Source organism: Billgrantia saliphila (assembly GCF_002930105.1).
Lineage (GTDB): Bacteria > Pseudomonadota > Gammaproteobacteria > Pseudomonadales > Halomonadaceae > Halomonas > Halomonas saliphila.
Map to the genome: position 1 here is coordinate 15,054 of NZ_PJRN01000014.1, position 16,768 is coordinate 31,821.

16 protein-coding genes are annotated in these 16,768 nt (G+C 61.3%); 5 read left to right on the forward strand and 11 right to left on the reverse strand.

Annotation, left to right across the window (positions count from 1 at the left end; translation table 11 throughout):
* Positions 1 to 158 precede the first annotated feature (158 nt).
* The 6 genes from CYJ07_RS15170 to CYJ07_RS15195 all read right to left on the reverse strand — a co-directional run bounded on the left by CYJ07_RS15170 (position 159) and on the right by CYJ07_RS15195 (position 5,604).
* Entirely contained in the window at positions 159 to 1,481 is a 1,323-nt protein-coding gene (locus CYJ07_RS15170) for a DUF2254 domain-containing protein (RefSeq protein ID WP_104204558.1), read from the reverse strand.
* Positions 1,482 to 1,662: 181 nt separating this feature from the next.
* Positions 1,663 to 2,418: an alpha/beta hydrolase family protein gene (locus CYJ07_RS15175; protein WP_104204559.1), complete on the reverse strand. Its 756-nt coding sequence runs from the start codon at positions 2,416 to 2,418 to the stop codon at positions 1,663 to 1,665.
* A 110-nt stretch (positions 2,419 to 2,528) separates the two neighbouring features.
* The gene (locus CYJ07_RS15180) at positions 2,529 to 2,942 is read right to left on the reverse strand and encodes a hypothetical protein (protein ID WP_104204560.1); all 414 of its coding nucleotides are present in this window, start codon (positions 2,940 to 2,942) and stop codon (positions 2,529 to 2,531) included.
* A 66-nt stretch (positions 2,943 to 3,008) separates the two neighbouring features.
* Entirely contained in the window at positions 3,009 to 3,545 is a 537-nt protein-coding gene (locus CYJ07_RS15185; RefSeq protein ID WP_104204561.1) for a GDYXXLXY domain-containing protein, read from the reverse strand.
* Positions 3,542 to 4,639 carry a DUF4401 domain-containing protein gene (locus CYJ07_RS15190; protein ID WP_104204562.1) on the reverse strand — a complete coding sequence of 366 codons (1,098 nt, stop codon included), beginning with the start codon at positions 4,637 to 4,639 and terminating at the stop codon, positions 3,542 to 3,544. The genes CYJ07_RS15185 and CYJ07_RS15190 overlap by 4 nt, the downstream gene beginning before the upstream one ends.
* Positions 4,636 to 5,604, reverse strand: a complete 969-nt coding sequence (locus tag CYJ07_RS15195) for a DUF2157 domain-containing protein (protein WP_104204563.1) — start codon at positions 5,602 to 5,604, stop codon at positions 4,636 to 4,638. Before CYJ07_RS15195 ends, CYJ07_RS15190 begins: the two co-directional genes overlap by 4 nt.
* A 288-nt stretch (positions 5,605 to 5,892) precedes the next feature.
* Here CYJ07_RS15195 and CYJ07_RS15200 point away from each other — a divergent pair, with 288 nt between their 5' ends.
* Both CYJ07_RS15200 and CYJ07_RS15205 read left to right on the forward strand, forming a co-directional pair.
* Positions 5,893 to 6,483 (forward strand): NADPH-dependent FMN reductase, encoded by a 591-nt coding sequence (locus CYJ07_RS15200; protein ID WP_104204564.1) that lies wholly within the window; start codon positions 5,893 to 5,895, stop codon positions 6,481 to 6,483.
* A gap of 97 nt (positions 6,484 to 6,580) precedes the next feature.
* Complete coding sequence (locus CYJ07_RS15205; protein ID WP_104204565.1) at positions 6,581 to 7,474, forward strand: LysR family transcriptional regulator; 894 nt, start codon at positions 6,581 to 6,583, stop codon at positions 7,472 to 7,474.
* Between the two features lie 23 nt (positions 7,475 to 7,497).
* On the opposite strand, the gene CYJ07_RS15210 is transcribed toward CYJ07_RS15205, so the two are convergent.
* Together CYJ07_RS15210 and CYJ07_RS15215 are read right to left on the reverse strand one after the other, a co-directional pair.
* Positions 7,498 to 7,899 carry a RidA family protein gene (locus tag CYJ07_RS15210; RefSeq protein ID WP_104204566.1) on the reverse strand — a complete coding sequence of 134 codons (402 nt, stop codon included), beginning with the start codon at positions 7,897 to 7,899 and terminating at the stop codon, positions 7,498 to 7,500.
* A gap of 181 nt (positions 7,900 to 8,080) precedes the next feature.
* Positions 8,081 to 8,887: a sulfite exporter TauE/SafE family protein gene (locus CYJ07_RS15215; RefSeq protein ID WP_104204567.1), complete on the reverse strand. Its 807-nt coding sequence runs from the start codon at positions 8,885 to 8,887 to the stop codon at positions 8,081 to 8,083.
* A gap of 109 nt (positions 8,888 to 8,996) precedes the next feature.
* Between CYJ07_RS15215 and CYJ07_RS15220 the strand changes: the two genes are divergently transcribed.
* Together CYJ07_RS15220 and CYJ07_RS20350 are read left to right on the forward strand one after the other, a co-directional pair.
* Complete coding sequence (locus tag CYJ07_RS15220) at positions 8,997 to 9,818, forward strand: AraC family transcriptional regulator (RefSeq protein WP_104204568.1); 822 nt, start codon at positions 8,997 to 8,999, stop codon at positions 9,816 to 9,818.
* Positions 9,791 to 9,958 (forward strand): hypothetical protein, encoded by a 168-nt coding sequence (locus CYJ07_RS20350; RefSeq protein WP_156085513.1) that lies wholly within the window; start codon positions 9,791 to 9,793, stop codon positions 9,956 to 9,958. Before CYJ07_RS15220 ends, CYJ07_RS20350 begins: the two co-directional genes overlap by 28 nt.
* 93 nt (positions 9,959 to 10,051) lie before the next feature.
* Here the strand turns inward: CYJ07_RS20350 and CYJ07_RS15225 are convergent, their stop codons facing one another.
* A complete protein-coding gene (locus CYJ07_RS15225) occupies positions 10,052 to 11,809 on the reverse strand; it encodes a mechanosensitive ion channel family protein (RefSeq protein WP_104204569.1) in 1,758 nt (585 codons plus the stop codon).
* Positions 11,810 to 12,271: 462 nt separating this feature from the next.
* On the opposite strand from CYJ07_RS15225, the gene aztD reads away from it, so the two are divergent.
* Positions 12,272 to 13,495: a zinc metallochaperone AztD gene (gene aztD / locus CYJ07_RS15230; protein ID WP_104204570.1), complete on the forward strand. Its 1,224-nt coding sequence runs from the start codon at positions 12,272 to 12,274 to the stop codon at positions 13,493 to 13,495.
* An 80-nt stretch (positions 13,496 to 13,575) separates the two neighbouring features.
* Here aztD and CYJ07_RS15235 read toward each other — a convergent pair whose 3' ends face one another.
* Together CYJ07_RS15235 and CYJ07_RS15240 are read right to left on the reverse strand one after the other, a co-directional pair.
* Positions 13,576 to 15,750 (reverse strand): TonB-dependent siderophore receptor, encoded by a 2,175-nt coding sequence (locus tag CYJ07_RS15235; RefSeq protein WP_231489653.1) that lies wholly within the window; start codon positions 15,748 to 15,750, stop codon positions 13,576 to 13,578.
* 174 nt (positions 15,751 to 15,924) lie between these two features.
* Positions 15,925 to 16,722 (reverse strand): DUF899 domain-containing protein, encoded by a 798-nt coding sequence (locus CYJ07_RS15240; RefSeq protein WP_104204571.1) that lies wholly within the window; start codon positions 16,720 to 16,722, stop codon positions 15,925 to 15,927.
* Positions 16,723 to 16,768 lie beyond the last annotated feature (46 nt).

A 16,768-nucleotide genomic window follows, 5' to 3' on the forward strand; every position in this document is an offset into this window, starting at 1 on the left:
GGCGGCACCTAAGGACAATGCCCCACTGGCCAGCAGCGCCATAAAGAACAATGACACCAGAACACCGCTGGCTATGAGTCGAGCGAAAGAATCCGACCTTCTGGCCCGACCAACCCACAGGAAGGAAGCTACGAAAAGAGAAGAAGATGAGCCATTCGTCAACCCACCGCCCTTTGGGGAAGATTCTTTGGCAAATCTAACTTGTGTACTCCTTCGCTTAATCTCTCCTCCACAAATTTCACTTCCAAAGGATCCGCATAGTTATTTGAAATAATGTCAATTATACGCTCAGCGTGCTGCTGGATCACTAGCTTATCTTCGTCATTTGCAAAATTGGACAAAGTCTTGAAGGCCTTAAGAAGCGATAGACATATGCTCAAATCACCCTTCCCGTAATGAAGAATAGGGTTAAACAATCGGAACAATAAGCTATCAAAACTTTCTTCATGCCAAGACACGAGGCACTTATTATCTGAATCGACGATCATGTTGCAAGGCGTTATCTTAAGACGCTGCGTGAGCAATTCCGTTATTTGATGAATACACAGCCTTGCAGTGCCAGGATCGTTGATTCCAGGCGAGAGAGACTTAACAGCCACCTCCATCAATTGCGTAAACCCGTTGATATAATGATCTTTCGTAGACTCGCCTTCAGCATAATCAAGGCAAGAAATAATTTTATTGTTAACTTCATCGTCAGGTTTATTTTTAGTCGCAACTCCGAATATTGGGAAGTTGGAGACGACAAAGTCACCAAAACTGAAATTCAAATGTATCACCATGCCTTTATTTAGAGATATTTTTGCCAGGGCATCGAGGTCCGCACTCTGAATATAACCGCTATCCTGGGAATATATTGCGTAGTCAATCTGATTGCGAGAACCACAGCATCCACTTATGAAGCGCTCGTTTCTTTCCCTTTTCTTCATTTTTTCCAAGGAAGCCTGCGTCGATCGAAGCAATTCTTGTGTGATTGCATTGATTTGTACAGACTGTGAAGCGGTATGAATAAAAAAAACAAATAACATAAGGCTGTTTATCACCATTGCCGCACTTAAGTAGACCGCCAAGGAACGCCAGGTATCAGGCGAGCTTCCTTCCATAGGAACCAATAGGAGAAATAAAATATATAAAATAGTCCCTAGATAATGCCCAAGCACATGCTGGTGTCTTTTCTCCTTCATCAGGCTAAAAACTAGCTTATTAGAGAAATTGCTTCCCGCCTGAGTAAGGACGGACATAACCATTGAAAAGCTAAACACGACTAGCGAAATCATTCCCGCCATAAGGGTTGCGAGTAAGGTCCGCGCCGCATCAGTGTCACTGAATTTTATTGCATTCAAAAAATCTGGTAAATTCTGCACTTCAAGTGAAACTACCAATATGCCCAGAACGACATAAATGAAAATTATCTTACTTGTTGTATAAGCAATGCTATCGCGAAGATTTTTTACATAACGAAATCGTTGTGAAATATTCAATTTATCGTCCGTCCCTGAACTCTATTAGCCCTAGCCCTCGTTGCACTGGGCACTATATCTAGGATAGCAGGGATTGATGGACACGGTCGGCCACGTTGCTCAAGCCGACCTGGTATCGCTGCCAGGAACCGCCGTTCTTGGCAGCATATGAATTTAGCGCTCCAGCTAAGTGACAACTGCGTTATAGATGCCGAGCGAAGAAGTCGAGCAGAAGTTGATGATGCCGGTTTTCGCCGGCGCTGCCGGGAAGGTGGTCCTCTCTTTCGTAGTAATGCACTTCGGGTTGGCGCCCGTGCGCTTGCAGCCGCTGCTCCAGGCGCCGTGTCATTTCCACCGACCACATGCGATCCTCGGTGCCATGAGAGAGAAAAAGCGGTCCCAAGTACCGCTCCACCTCGATTGGCGTTGTGGGAAGCAAGCCCTCATGGGAGTCTCGCCATTTCCATGCTCGATTATTGGCATCCCAGGCCTGCCAGCCGGGGTCACCCGCATCGCGATAGCTACGTGAATCGAAGGCACCGCAGACGACATCCGGCGGGCTATGCGCTGCGATGGCCTCAGGAAGCCCTTCCAGCCCCTCCTTGGCCATCAGCGAAGCCAACAATAAGGCATGCTCGGCGCCACGCGAGACGCCATAGAGGCCAACGCGAGGCCCGACGCAGGGAAATGCACGCAGTGCGGCCAGCGCTTCGACGCTGCGGTCGAGCGGGTAGTCGTTGATATGCCCCGCGTTCCAGGCGTTGCCACCGCTGGAGTAGCCGAGCGGAAAGGCTAGAAAACCATGGGCGGCCATGATGGCTGCGTTGCGATGACTCCAGCCCGACCAGGCCCCCTCCGAGCCATGCAGGATCATCACGGCCGGGAACGGTCCCTCCCCCGGCGGGCCATAGGTCGTGCCCCACTCGGGCAAGAGACGGCGGACGATTCTTAGCTGCATGAAAGACTCCTGTCGTTAACTCGGTGCTTCCAAGGGGCACGGTATTACTCTTTCAGCTTTGTCATCCTTGCTCTGAAAAGAATCGCTGATGCTGCGCCTGGGACACATGGCTACCGAGACGTCCGCAACAGGTAAGCGAGATGGAGAAAGGGCACCAGCAGCGGGCTGGCAAAGACCCCATATGCGAAGATGATCACCCACTCCGGCGGTTCCCAACCGAAGTTGATCAAGCCGACTAGCACCAGGGAGACAGCCACCAACCCGGCGCCCATGCAGGCAGCCCACCACCACCAAATGAGCCGCGGCCGTCGTCTCAGGTAAGTGACCAACTCACACCACAGCCCCACGATACCCAGTGTGCCACTGGGCACGAAGAGCATGATCGCCAGTTCTTCCAGGCCCCAGGAAAAACCCACCGTGCTCAGCAGGGCCAGGCCAAAGAGCAGGCAGACCGCACTCGCCGGCAGCGCCAGCAAGAGCATCTCTACCCCAATCAGAATGCGGTGGCATAGCTCCTTGTTCATGCTTCCCGCACCCCTATGTCCTTTGAACAGGCCAATGTCGCTCCAGTGCCGAAGTCAGCATCGCCGTCAACGCTCCACCTCACCCAGCTTTTCGAGTTCATCGTCATGCAGGGAAACCAGCAGCGGCTCGCCGCGTTCGTTGACACGGAACCGGCCGTAACGGGCGGGCTCATAGCGCTCGGCATGGCCTTCCTGGAAGAAGAAGGCATCGGTGGCGAACCGCACCCGGCCGTTGCGCACGCGATAGCGAAGACGCATCTCATCATCATCCAAGCTATCTGACTCGGCGCCAAGTCGCTGGAAGCGGGCCACGCGCCGCTCGTCCAGATGCACGACGACATGGCCGTCGGCGGCGCGAATTTCGCCATCGTCCAGGCGTCGCGCGTACAGCGCGTCCTGAATTCGGTTGGCGATTTCAAAGTTCAGCGCCATGTAGTCGCCTTGCATCAGCGAGCGCGGATCCACCGGCGCCAGCGTCAGGTAGACCACCTCGCCCTCGGTCAGGTGGCGTTCCTTGGCCCAGATGGCCCAGTTGACCAGCGCCAGGATCAGCAGCGTGGCGGCCACCACCACGATCTTGTTCCACTTGGCTGACGACGTCATGGCTGCGTGCCCTCCCCTTCGCCATGGCTCTCGTCGGCTGGGGCTATACCCCGCCACCAGCGCCGCAGCGCCCAACGCAGCGATAGCAGCAACCCACCGAGAATGAACAGTATCAGGGCCTTGGTCAGCAGGGTGGCGTCGAGCCAGTAGTAGTAGCTGCCGATGGAGAGCAGCAACAGTAACGCCCCGAGCCCCATGACCAGGCGATTGCCGATGGCGAAGCCCAGCGTCACCACCACGACACCGTGGCTCAAGCCGTGGGCTTGCAGCGAGACCAGCATCAGCACGACAGCGCTGACGTAAGTGATCGCCTGCACGGACCTCGCGACCCGGCGCTCGCCGCGACGAAACACATGCCCTAGCAGCAGCAGCAATGCCAGCGTGCCCAGGGCATCCCCCAGCCACGGCCCCAGCCAGGCCAGCATGTCATTGGGGTAATAACGCCCCAGCAGCAACGACTGACCGAAATGCTCCATCGTCTGTATAGCGAGCAACCCCAGCAGCAACCCGTACCCCCACGCCTGCATCGCCCTTAGATGCAGCGGCCAGCGAAACTCGTTCAGCCAGATCGCGGTCAGCGCCAGTAGCAGCATGCCGCTGGCGACGTCAGGGGCGGCAACGCTCTCGGCCAGGGCCAGGTAGAGCGCCAGGCTCGCCGCGAAGGCTGAGAAGGCGCGGTGGGTCAGGCTGGGCATGACCAGTGCCAGCGCGACCTGCAGCCCCAGCAGCACCCACCAAAAGTTAGCGCTCGCCTCCCCCAAGGCATCCACCAGCGCCCAGGCCACCAGCATTTGACCTGCGAGACTTGCAGCCAATGCCAGGTGCTCCTTGAAATCACCGGGTGGCATCTGCAATACGGCGTAGGCGGCACCGATCATCAGCAGCCCGAGCGCGGCGGCGGTGGAAGTGCTCTCCAGTACGAACATTGCGCCGAGGGCAATGAAACCCAGCAGGAATACGGCGGCAAGCCAGCCAGAGATTGCCTGCAATGCGCGCACGAACCAGGGCGTTTCCTGCACCGACGAGCCAGCTTCGCTTACGTCGACGCCATCCCGCTCCAGCCTTTCCTTCAGTGAAACCGAAGCGCGCTTCATGCCGACATCTCCCCATGAAGCCGCTTGAGCCAGTAGACAGCCGCCGCCCCTAACCCCAGGACCACCACGGCGAGCAGCAGGAAGCCGCCCGCCTCGGTGTGCCACAGCAGGTGCCGGGCGAGAAACAGCGTGATAACCAGGATGAGTGACAGGCAGCCCCCCGCCAACATGAACAGATCCGGCCGCCAGTGGCGATAGGCGGCATAGAGCGCAACCAGCCATGCCGCATACGCCAGCAGGGCCGGCGTGAACGAGACCTGCTCGTCAAGGAACGGCACCATCGCCAGCAGCGTGATCGGCACACCGCTACCCGCCGCCAGCAGCCGCGTGGCCCACCCGGCCGACAGCCAGCGCCGGCGCCGCGCGCCCAGCTCCCACGCCGCCAGCGCCACGGTATTGAGCAGGAACACGCCCCACAGGGCGATCTCATCGCCCACGAACAGGACATCGAACGCCCCGCCCCAAGTGCGGAAGTAGAGCGCAACGGCTAGGTTCAATAGCCCCAGCCACAGCACCCAAAGCACATCGAAACGAGCGACCAGCGTCCAGGGCAGCAGCAGCAGTGCCCAGGTGAAGAACAGCTGCCAGGGATCGGCGCCGGTCTGGTAGACCTGGCCGAACAGCGCCAGCAGCACCCCCAGCAACAGCGACGCCGCGGTCAACGCCACTCGGGCCACTACGTTCCCTTCGGCCCACCAGTAGACGCCGACGGCCGCCACCAGTGCCGCCTGCACCAGGCCGAAGCGCAGCCAGCGCCCCATCTCGCTCCAGTTGTAGGCGACCAGGAACAGTACCCCGAAGGCCAGGGCCAGGCTGCCCAGCCACAGCAGCAGTCGATCCACGAACCGCCGCCAGGCCAGGCCCGAGGGATAAAGTCCAGACAGCGCAACCGCCCGCGCCACCTGTTCGCGGGGTATCGCGCCCCGCTCGATCAATGCCACCAGCTCACGGCGAATCGTCGCCATATCGTTTCCCTGCGTGTGCCGAATCGTCAGAATACCGCTCGCATGTTGCGAGGGAGCGACGCTTTCTCCCTTTCATGGCCCGATCTTACGGCAAGCGCTTCGCTTGACGCCACGTCAGAACTCGCACGCCACGGGCCTCGCCGCACAGCGCCAGCCCGCACGCTCCCCGTCCCGAGTGGGTGAGATACGCAGGCTGAGCTATCTTCACTGCAGGTAGCGATGACCTGTCTTCGATAGCGACGCCAACCTTCCGTCGCGTTTCATCCGCTCTCAAGCAAGGACCGTGAAATGGCCGACCGCATCCTCGTGCTCTATGGTTCCTACCGTTCCGACCGCGCCGGCATTCGCCTGGCCAACTACGCCGTGCGAACCCTGAACGCACACGGCTTCGAAGCGGAGTTGATCGACGCCAAGCAAGTCGATCTGCCGATGCTGGATCGCATGTATAAGGAGTACCCGTCCGGCGAGGCGCCGGAGGCGATGGAAACCCTGGCAAGCAAGATTCGCGAGGCGGATGGATTCGTGTTCGTGACCGGGGAGTATAACTGGGGCATGCAGCCCGGCCTCAAGAACCTGACCGATCACTTCCTGGAAGAATGGTACTGGCGGCCGGCGGGCATCGTGAGCTACTCAGCGGGCCGCCTGGGCGGCGCGCGCTCCGCCCTGATCTGGCACGGCACCCTGGCCGAGATGGGCATGGTGGTCATCTCCAGCTCGGTGACCGTCGGCCCCATCGCCAAGACACTGGACGAGAACGGCACCCCTATCGGCGATGCCGGGCAGTCGCTGGAACGCTCCTTCGCCCGCTTCGTCGACGACCTCGGCTGGTGGGCGGAAGCGGCGAAAAGGCAGAAACAGCGCCGGCCGCTGCCGTTCTAAGTCGCCTGGGCGTATCTCGCATTTCGGCAAGTTCATGGATAATCACTCGGCATGTTCATCACGAAGCGAGCAGACGACCGTGAACCAACTCTTAGCCATGCGGATTTTCGTCCGTGTCGTGGAAACAAGCTCCTTCAGCCAAGCCGCCAGCCAATTGGCGATACCGCGATCGACGGTGAGCAAGTTGGTGTTCGATCTGGAAAGCCATCTCGGCGTCAAGTTATTGCAACGCACCACCCGTGCGGTGGTACCTACGGTGGAAGGCCTGGAGTACTGCCAACATGCCAAGCGCTGGGTGGCGGAAGTCGATTCCGTGGACAACGCCATGCAGGGCAACAGGCTCAAACCCAGGGGGCAGCTACGCATCGATGCCCCCTCGACCTTCGCGACCAGCCTGTTGATCCCCGCCCTGGCAAAGTTTCAGCGCGAGTATCCCGACATTACCGTTGCCTTGGGCATCAGCGACCGAGCGGTAAACATCGTGGGTGAAGGCGTTGACTGCGTCATTCGCGCCGGCCGGCTCGACGACATGGCGATGGTCGGTCGCCATCTTGTCGAACTCGATTACGTCACTTGCGCCGCGCCAAGCTACCTGGAGCGCCGGGGAAGGCCCGCCCATCCCGACGAGTTGGAGAAAGCGCACACGCGGCTGGGATACTTCATCGCCGCCACGGGCAAACCGCTGCCGCTGATTTTCGAACGCGACGCCGAGCGATTCGAAATGCGTGATGGGGACTTTGCAGCCAATGATGGCAACGGTCTGATGGCGATGCTGCTTGCCGGGCTTGGCGTCGGGCAGCACTTTCAGCGCTGCGTACAGTCGCATATCGATTCGGGTGAACTGGTACCGGTACTGACCGAATGGAACCGCCCAGGCATGCCGTTCCACATTCTCTATCCGCCCAACCGACACCAGACCGCCCGCTTGAAGGTATTCATCGAATGGTTACTCACGACCTTTGGCCACAGCCCGGTCGCGAGGCGAGCCTGACGCGAAGGCAAGCCGCTCGCAAGTCAGGCGACGATCGCCGTCACGCGAATCTCGATGCGCATGGCCGGCAGGCCCAGCGCCTCGACACCGACTTGCGTCCAGATCGGCGCGTGACCGGGCATGTAATGACGATACAGCCGAGTCATGGTCTCGTTCACTTCCGGTGGCAGACCGCCGACGTGGTAGGAATTGACGTGTATGACGTGCTCCCAGCCGGCGCCCGCCGTCTCGAGCGTGCGCTCGACGTTGCGGAACGCCTGCTCGATCTCCTCCACCAGCGCTTCCGGAATTTCTAAATCGTCGTTCCAACCGCCCTGCCCGGAAATCTCCACGCGGTTATCGACCTTCACTGCCTGGGAATAATACAACAGCTCCAGCGCCTTATCCCCGTAGCCGGGGGTGACGAAAAACTCGGGTTTGCTCATCGGTTCGAACTCCTCAGCACGTTGATGAGCCAATGCTAGAGCGTCATATTCGCGGGCAGAAGACACGGAACTCGCCATGACTATCCAACTGAGTGGACAATCCCGTGTCATAGCGAAACGCTTAGGCTAGCGCATCGTGGTAAATCTCTCGCAGTCCTGGTTTAAGTCCAGCCGGCCACGCCTACACAACCAGCATCACGACCAATACGATCACCAAGAGCACCAGGTACAGGTTGGCATGCAGGCGATCCGGGATGCGGCCAATGAGGGGAGAAACCAGCTTGATGCCGAGCCATGAGCCGACCACCAGGACCAGGAAGGCCCGCAGGTCAACGTAGCCGGCGTACCAGGCCCCCAGCGTTGCGCTTCTGTCCCCGGCCAGCAGCACATAGGTCGCCGTCCCGACCAGTGCCATAGGCAGCGACAAAGGATTGGCCATGGCGGTCGCTTGGGCCATTCCCGCGCCCCGGCGGCGCATCAGCGGCACCGTCATCACGCTGCCTCCGACACCCAGGAAGGCCGCAACACTTCCAATTGCTACGCCCGCACCGGCCGTCGCGCCTTTCGACATGGTCCGAGCCGGCCGACTCGGCCGGGCCAAGAAGCCGGGCCGAAAGGCACAGTCGAGGATGGTGGCTGCCAGATAGAGAATGAAGGCCCAGCGGACCCACTCACCATGGAGCGACATGGCCGCCGTGGCACCTAAAATGGCGCCCAAGGCGATATAGCCGACCAAGGGCCATAGCGGTCGCCACTCGAGCGTCCGAGCCCGATGGTGACGCAGCGTGGCCAGCGAGGCGGCGACGATCATCACGCCGGTCGAGGTCGCCACGGCGACCTGCATGGCGACAAGTCCGATCGGGCCCTCTACTCCGTTGACGGTGAGCAGGGTGTACAGCAAGGGAACGACGACGAAGCCGCCACCAAACCCGAACAGAGCGGTGGTCACGCCCGCCAAGCCCCCGAACAAGAACAGCAAGAGATACATGATGGCGCTCCGTCAGAACGAACGAGCGCGCAGGATATATCTTGACATTACTGGCCATCTTTCGAGAGTGCGCCAATAATACTTTCATTTCAGCCATCATGGATTTGCCATGCGCAACGTAGCACTGGATAGCGTCGATGCGACGCCACGAGAGGTGCTTGCCATCGGCACCGACTACCTGCACGGCGCCCTACTGGAAACCCATACCCACCGGCGAGCCCAGTTTCTCTACGGCATGACGGGACTGATGGAGGTCGGTACCGACGATGGGGCCTGGGTGGTGCCACCTTATAGCGGGGTGTGGATTCCTGCTGGAAAGCCGCACCGTGTACGCATGCTTGGGGTCAGCACGCGCAGCCTGTATATCGAACCGGAGGCCTCGCCGCGTCACACCCGGCACTGCGAGGTTCTGATCGTCAGCCCACTGCTTCACCAGTTGCTGCTCGCTTCCGCCGAGGTGCCCGCGAGCTATGACGAAAGCGGTCGCGACGGCGCCTTGCTACAGCTCGTCCTGCATGAGCTGCATCAGGCGGCGACCCTGCCGCTCTTCGCCCCCCTGCCCCGCGACCCTCAACTCGCACGACTATGCGCGGACTTCCTGCGGCGGCCCTGCATCCAGACATCACCGGTCGAATGGGCGCGGCGTTTGAACAAGAGTCAGCGCACCTTCACCCGCTTCTTCAGGCAGCAAACCGGCCTGTCGTTCGGTGCATGGCGCCAGCAGGCCTGCCTGCTGGCGGCACTGCCCAAGCTGTCGGCCGGCGCATCGATCACCGCCGTCGCCCTGGAGCTGGGCTATGACAGCCCAAGCGCCTTCTCCACCATGTTTCGCAAGGCATTGGGCCAACCGCCGTCCGATTTCGTGGGTACGTCCCACCCGAATCACGGCGTCACACGAGAGCAATGGCGTGGGCGCATCGGTGCGGCCTGACCCAAGTGCCGCGCTACCACGACGAGAATGCCCTACGCGAAGGGCGTTCTACCCTAACCGACGACATCATGCGCTACCGGTTATTCGTCGACTGGGTCAGCGAGGTTTATGCGGGGATGTCCGGAGCAGCCGCCACCTGATCCAGAGCTTGTCGTATTCGTCGTGGCGACGCCACCAGACACCCTCCGCCTCGTTACGCCCCTGGCAGTCAGTGGCAATGCCATGCCTTGCATTCACGCGGAAGCCTCGTCATCGTGGCTATCCGGTTCCGCTGTCGGACGCACACGTGGCTTTTCGCCCTTGGCGATATCGTGATGACTGATGACCACCACCTCCCGCGGCCACCAGTCGGGGTGATTGTCCCGGATGAAAGCCATCAGCCTCTCCCTGATATTCATCTCCGCTATCCAGCCGGCGAAGGGGTCGGACGCCATAAGGTAACAGGCAATCGTCTGGGCCCTCTCGGTCTGCCCGGTGACGTAGCAGCACAACTTGTGGGGCTCGACGACATTGTCCTCTTCCTCGGCATATTCCAGGAACTTCTCCCGGATGACCTGGATGTCGGCGCTCAAATGGAGCGTCATCTCAAGAGTCCGGTACATCTTGGCGCTCTTGACGGACAGATTCTCGAAGGGCTTGGAGACGAAGTAGGTCACCGGCACGATCAGCCGACGCTCGTCCCAGCTCCTCAGCCGGATGAAGGTGTAGAAGATGCCCTCCACGTAGCACCACTGCCCTTCGAACATCACCAGATCGCCGATGCGGATGGGCTTGGCCAGCGACACCTGAAATGAGGACAGGATGTTGCCCAGCACCGCCTGGCCCGCAATGCCCACCAGCACCGCCAGAACACTGGCCGACGCCAGAAGCGACATTCCCAGCGTCTCGAAGAGCTGGATCTGACTCAGCACGTAGACCGAAACGGCGGTCACCGTGATCAGGATGATGACCCGACGCAACGCGTACAGCGTCGTTAGCAACTTGCGATCGTCCTTGGGCTTGGTGTCGTCGATTTCGCCCACCATCCGCCGCGTCACCTTGAGCAGAATGGTATCCACCAGGCGAAGCGCGATCGTCCCGACCCCCCAGGCCACGATAAGGATCAGCAGCACGCGAATGAAGGTGGTGGCCATGGCCGTGAACGAGACCACGTAGTCGAGGAGCATCTGGGCCACGAGCGACATGACGAGCAGCGCCGTAGGGCCCCGAATCCTGCCGGCGAAAATGCTTGGCGCGCCGTTGGGGAACCACCGAGCCAGCAATCCGACCAGGCCGAAGATGCCCCATCCCACCAGGCCGATTACCAGCAGGAACACCGGGATGGCGATCCACTCCCAGATCTCGAGCACTCCGAAGGAGGCCTTGAAACGCTCCGGAATATACGACTCCATCAGCGAGGGGCCGTACTCCTCATACAGCAGCGGGATCGACGAGATGCTATCCGGCGTGATCAGCCAGACCGGCTCCTCGTCGTCCGCCCGATACCGCCCCAGGCGAATGTCGTAGGTCTGCCCATTCGCCTGGAGCGACGCCAGCTCGAGGTTTCGGCGTGGCTTACCGGTCATGGGGTGCTGGCCCGAGGGGTCTTCAATGGCAGCGTCCGGTCGCCCCGAAAGGTTGGAGGCATCGATCCACTCGCCACGCCGGAAGACCGTCGCCAGCTGTCTGGCCAACTGCGCGCCGCGCTCCTGTTGCTCATTACGGTCCAGCTCGGAGAGGTTGAGAAGGTGCGCCGCCGCAGTGAAATTTTCCTCTTCGGTGAGTTCCAGAAAATTCCGGATCGCTTCGCGTGGCGTCTGTCGCTTGACCTCCTCAGGTGGCTCGTCAAGTCCAGCGTTCAAGGTCTCGACAGTGAACCACTGCGTCTCCTCGCTCTCGCTATCCTGTTGCTGTTGCTGTTGTTGCTCCTGTTCCTGCGCCATGCCCAGGCCGGAAAACGAGAGTGACACTGCCAACACTAGCCACAGGAGCCACGAGCCGTTTGCTTTCATACCCTTACTTCCCGATTAAAACGTACCGACTGCCATTTCCCTGGCAGCGCTGTTTCAGGCCCAACGGACCTGAGCTTGACATCAGGCTACCCGAATATCGGACTGATCGAAGTACAGCTTAATGCCTAGCGCCTCGTCCAGCCTGGTACCGGCAACGAATTCGACCGTTGACGGACCGCACGGCCCGAGCGGTTGAATCGCCATGCATGGCCCATGGCCTAAGTGACAGCGGTTTCGGCCGCACTTCGTTCTCATGAGCGCAGGGTACCGCATTGCTCTAATACAGAGAACGTTATAACATAACAAATAATTCAAACGCGCCGGACGACCCGAGCCCACCGGGGCTGATGCCCCACGAAGCCATCGCTCGGCAAGACGCCCGGCACGATTGCCTCCCCTTCCAGCGCTCATTCCAGGTGCCACCCGAAAATTGCGCAGCCTCCCAAGCCAAGGAGTTGAAGAATGAGAAGATCTACCTTGAGCCTAACCCTCCCCTTGCTGGCCGCCGGGCTGGCAGCCGGCAGCGCCCAGGCCGAGGAGGCCACAGCCTGGCGGTTGTTCATCGCCGACCACAGCGAGCCGGTAGTCCATGTCATCGACGCGGTGGAAGGCGAGCAACTGGCGTCGTTCGACATTCGTGGCCCGGCGTCGCTCTATCGCAGCCACAACGGCGAAGCCGTGTATGCGGTGCAGGGCTCGGCCGATGTCGTCACCGCCATTTCCACGGGCATCGCCTTTCATAACCACGGTGACCACGCCGATATCGAGGTCGAGGCGCCGCGGCTACTGGGAATCGAGATCGAAGGTGAGTACCCGGTGCACTTCGTGGAGCACCAAGGTCATTGGGCCGCATTCTTCGACAAGGAAGGCGTTGCCAGGATCTTCCGCGAGCGCGATGCACTGGCGGGAAGTGTCGAACTGCGTGAAGTGGATGTGGGCTCTCCCCACCACGGCGTGGTCGTGCCCTATGGCGACTACGATCTAATCTCCGAGCCGCACCCCGAGGACCCCTCGAACCTGCCCATCGGCATCCGGGCACAGGATCGAAACGGCACTCCGCTGGGCGAACTGGCCGAATGCCCCGAGCTGCATGGCGAGGCGATGACGGGCAACCTGATGGCCTTCGCCTGCGAAACGGGCCTGCTGATCGTTCGCTCGGAGGGTGGCGAGCCATCCATCGAACATCTGCCCTATGCCGAAACCCTCCCGGAGGGCAAGACGACCACCCTGGTCGGCGGCCACGGGCTGCAATACTTCCTGGGCAACTTTCTCGACAGCCCGGACCAGAACGCCGTGGTGCTGATCGATCCGAGCGAAGAGGAAGCCTTCCGCCTGGTCGAGCTGCCCACTCGCCGCGTGCACTTCGCCGTCGACCCGATCCGGGCCCGCTACGCCTATGTGTTCACCGAAGACGGCCAGCTCCACCAGCTCGACGTACTCGCCGGCGAGATCCGCCAATCGCTGCGGCTCACCGCCCCGTACTCGATGGACGGCCACTGGGGAGACCCGCGCCCGCGTGTGGCAGTGGCCGGCGAGCATGTCTTCGTGACCGACCCGCTCGAGAGCAAGCTGCACCAGGTGGAAGCCACGAGCTTCGAGAAAGTCGGCGAGGTAGAAGTCGAAGGCACGCCCTTCAGCATCGTGGCCGTAGGCGGTACCGGCACGGATCATGACCACAGCCATTGAAGACCGCCCGGGGCGAGTCGGCAAGCGCCGGCCCGCCCTCTTTCTCTTTCACTCTCCCCTTCCCCGCTCTCCCTCCCTCGTCAGAACGTCATGCCAACCGTGGCTAACACGCTGCGCGGCGCACCGGGGAAGGTGGGCACGAACGAGCCACCGGAATCGTAGTAACGCTTGTCCCCAAGGTTCTGCACCATCATCTGCACCCGGTAGCGCTGCCCTTCCCCGAATCGGTAGATCGCATTGGCATCCCAGCGCGTGTAGGAAGGCAGCTCGAAGCTGTTGGCGGTGTTGGCCTCGCGCGTGCCCACGTAGATGGCGCCGAGCCCCACGCTGAGCCCCGAGGCACGGCCGGCGAAATCGTAGGTGGACCAGAAGCTGGCGGAACGACGCGGCGCATTGGCCACCAGGTTACCGACCAGCGCGGGGTCGCTGTCCTCGGTGATCTCCGTCTTGAGTTCCGTATAGCTGGCCAGAAGGCGCCACTGCGGCGTGACGGCGTAGGGCACATCCAGCTCCCAGCCGCGGCTGCGCTGCTCGCCGACCTGAATCACGTAATTGAAGTCGTCCGGGTCCGACACCACACCGTTGCGACGGCGAATGTCGAACAGCGCCAGCGTGGGCTCCAAGCGGCCATCGAGCAGGCTCAGCTTGGTGCCCACCTCGGTTTGCCGCCCCCGCGAAGGAGACGGCAGGTTGCCCTCGCGCAGCATGCCGTTGGAGGGCTCGGTGAGGAAGGACTGCGCCCAGCTGGCATACAGCGATACCTCCTCGCTGGGCGTCCAGGTGAGACCGACGCGGGGCGAGAACGCCTCGTCGGTACGTGTCAGGCGCCCTTCCACCGGCAGGTACTCGGCCCTGGCGCCGCTGCGCGAACGATCGTAGCGCCCCCCCAGCAACAGCCGCAACTGGCTGCCGAGCTTCAGCTCGTCCTGCAAGTACAGCCCGACGTTGTGACTGTCGTAGTGCGAAGCGTCGTAAGGCTCCAGCGGGCCGCTGGGGGCCAGGCCATGCACCGGGTCGTACAGGTCGATCGGCAGGTTGACCGGGAAGCCCCCGGGGCCGAGGAAGGCCTGGGCCTCGAAGTCCCACTCGTCGTAGTGGTAGTCGGCGCCCAGCAGCACGCGGTGCCCCACCGCCCCCGTATCGAAGCGGCGCGACACCTCCGCCATCACCGAGGCGTCGGTCTGCTCGTCGATGCTGCGCTGGCGGCGGCGGTTGACCTGGGGGTCGTCCGTGTCGGCCCCGCTGATCGGCTCGAAGCCGTAGGGGTACCACAGCGCATCGGTGCGCGCCCACGACGCCTGCATCCCGCTGTGCAGCTCCCAGCCGCTGTCGAAGGCATGGTCCAGCACGACGGAAGCCAGCGCGCTTTCGTTCTCCAGGCGTGCGTCCGGCTCGGCATAGTTGTTGTGAATCGGCACCTCGAGGAACAGCGGACTGTTGCCGAAGCCGCGGTCGAATGACGAGTCGCGCCGCCCCAGCTCCAGTTCGGCGGTGAGCGTGGTCTGCGGCGTGGGCTGCCACTGCACCACCGGTGAGATGAACTGGCTTTCGGCCTCCATGAAGTCACGGAAGCTGCCGCTATCCTGCCACGCCCCGGTGACCCGGTAGCTGACGGTATCGCTCAGTGGCCCCGTGGTATCGAAGGTGCCGCGGTAGAAATCGTAGCGCCCGCCGGTCAGGTCGAGACGCGTTTGCGCTTCGTCCAGCGGCTTCCTGGTAACCAGGTTGACCACCCCGCCCGGCTCGAAGCGGCCGTAGAGCGCGGAGGCCGGCCCCTTGAGCACCTCGATCTGCTCGATGTTCACCAGTTCGTCGACCGGCGCGAACACACTGCGGCGAAAGCCGTTCTTCAGGTTCGCCGAGGTGGCGAAACCGCGCAGGCGGAAGCGGTCGTTGCTGCCACCCCAGCCGACCTGTGGCGTGACACCGGGCACGGTGCGCACGGCCTCGCCGAAGGTGGTGACGCCCCGATCCTCGATCAGCTCACGGGTCACCGTCTGGATGGAGAAAGGCGTTTCCTTGACCAGGGTATCGCTCTTGTTGGCCGTAGGCGCCACCACGTCGCGGTAGGCGCGCTCGCGCGTGCCCAGCACAGTGATCGCCTCCAGCTCGTAGTCGGAGCCGCTCGTCAGCTCCTGGGCACCAGCGCCTGCCACGGGCAGGCCGACCAACAGCACGAACGAGGCACGCAGGCACACGGGGCCGAAGCGCGCGGCAACGGCACCAGGACAAAGGGAAAGTTTTATCGTGTTCACCATCGATCCTTACGAAGGAAGTGAAGTCCTGACCGCAACCTGGAGCGGTACGCGACAGGTTTTGTGTTTTTATGCAATGTAATAACATTGCACTAAACCTTCCCAAAAATTCAAGCGAACAACAATCAATGGCCCTACCCCGGCACTCAAGCTTGGCAACCGTCGCGACCTGACTCAGCGCTTGTCGTACTCGTCGTGGCGGCGCCACCATATACCCGTCTCGTTGCGCCCCCTGGGAGCGCGATCGAGCCACTGATACATACCCCACAGGCCATCCAGCCCGCGCGCATAGGTGGAATAGGTGTGGTAGATGATGTCATCTGCGAGCACGAATGCGCTCATGCCCGGTCTTTCGCGCGTGTACGCGGCCTTGTCCGTTCCGCTCATGGCAGCGCCAACACTGTCCCCATCGGGTATCGATCGCGAGGGTATCTCGGTGACAGGCTGGTCGCTATCGCGTAACTGACTCGCCGGCTCGCGCCGGTAGTTGTATTCGATACTATCCTCGCGCTGCTGCTCCTCGGTGATCGAGACATTGAAGTCGAAGTTGAAGTCGCTGCCAAATGAGGACGCCCAGGGAAAGGTCCAACCCATCCGCCGTTGGTACGCCTGCAGCTTCGCGAGCGGCGCCCGCGACACCGCCCACAGCATCACGTCATGGTTGGCCAAGTGGTCGGTGATGCCATTGAAGCCATCCGCGATCGCCGAGCAGGATGGACAGCCCACCGTGTAGTCGGGCCCGAACATGAAGTGGTAAACGAGGAGCTGCGAACGCCCGCGAAAAAGATCCACCAACGCGGCGCTTCCTTCGTCGGTCTCGAATCGGTACGCCTTGTCGATACGGACCCATGGCAGCGCTTGCCGTCGCCGCGCCAGTTCGTCGCTGCGTTGCGTCAACTCCTTCTCAGCCTGTAGCAGTTCGAGCCGTGCTGCCAGCCACTCTTCACGTGTTCCGATCATGTGTGTCGTCATCGTTTTTCTCTCCCTTCGCCAGTGCCACTGTTCGTTCCATCCCAAT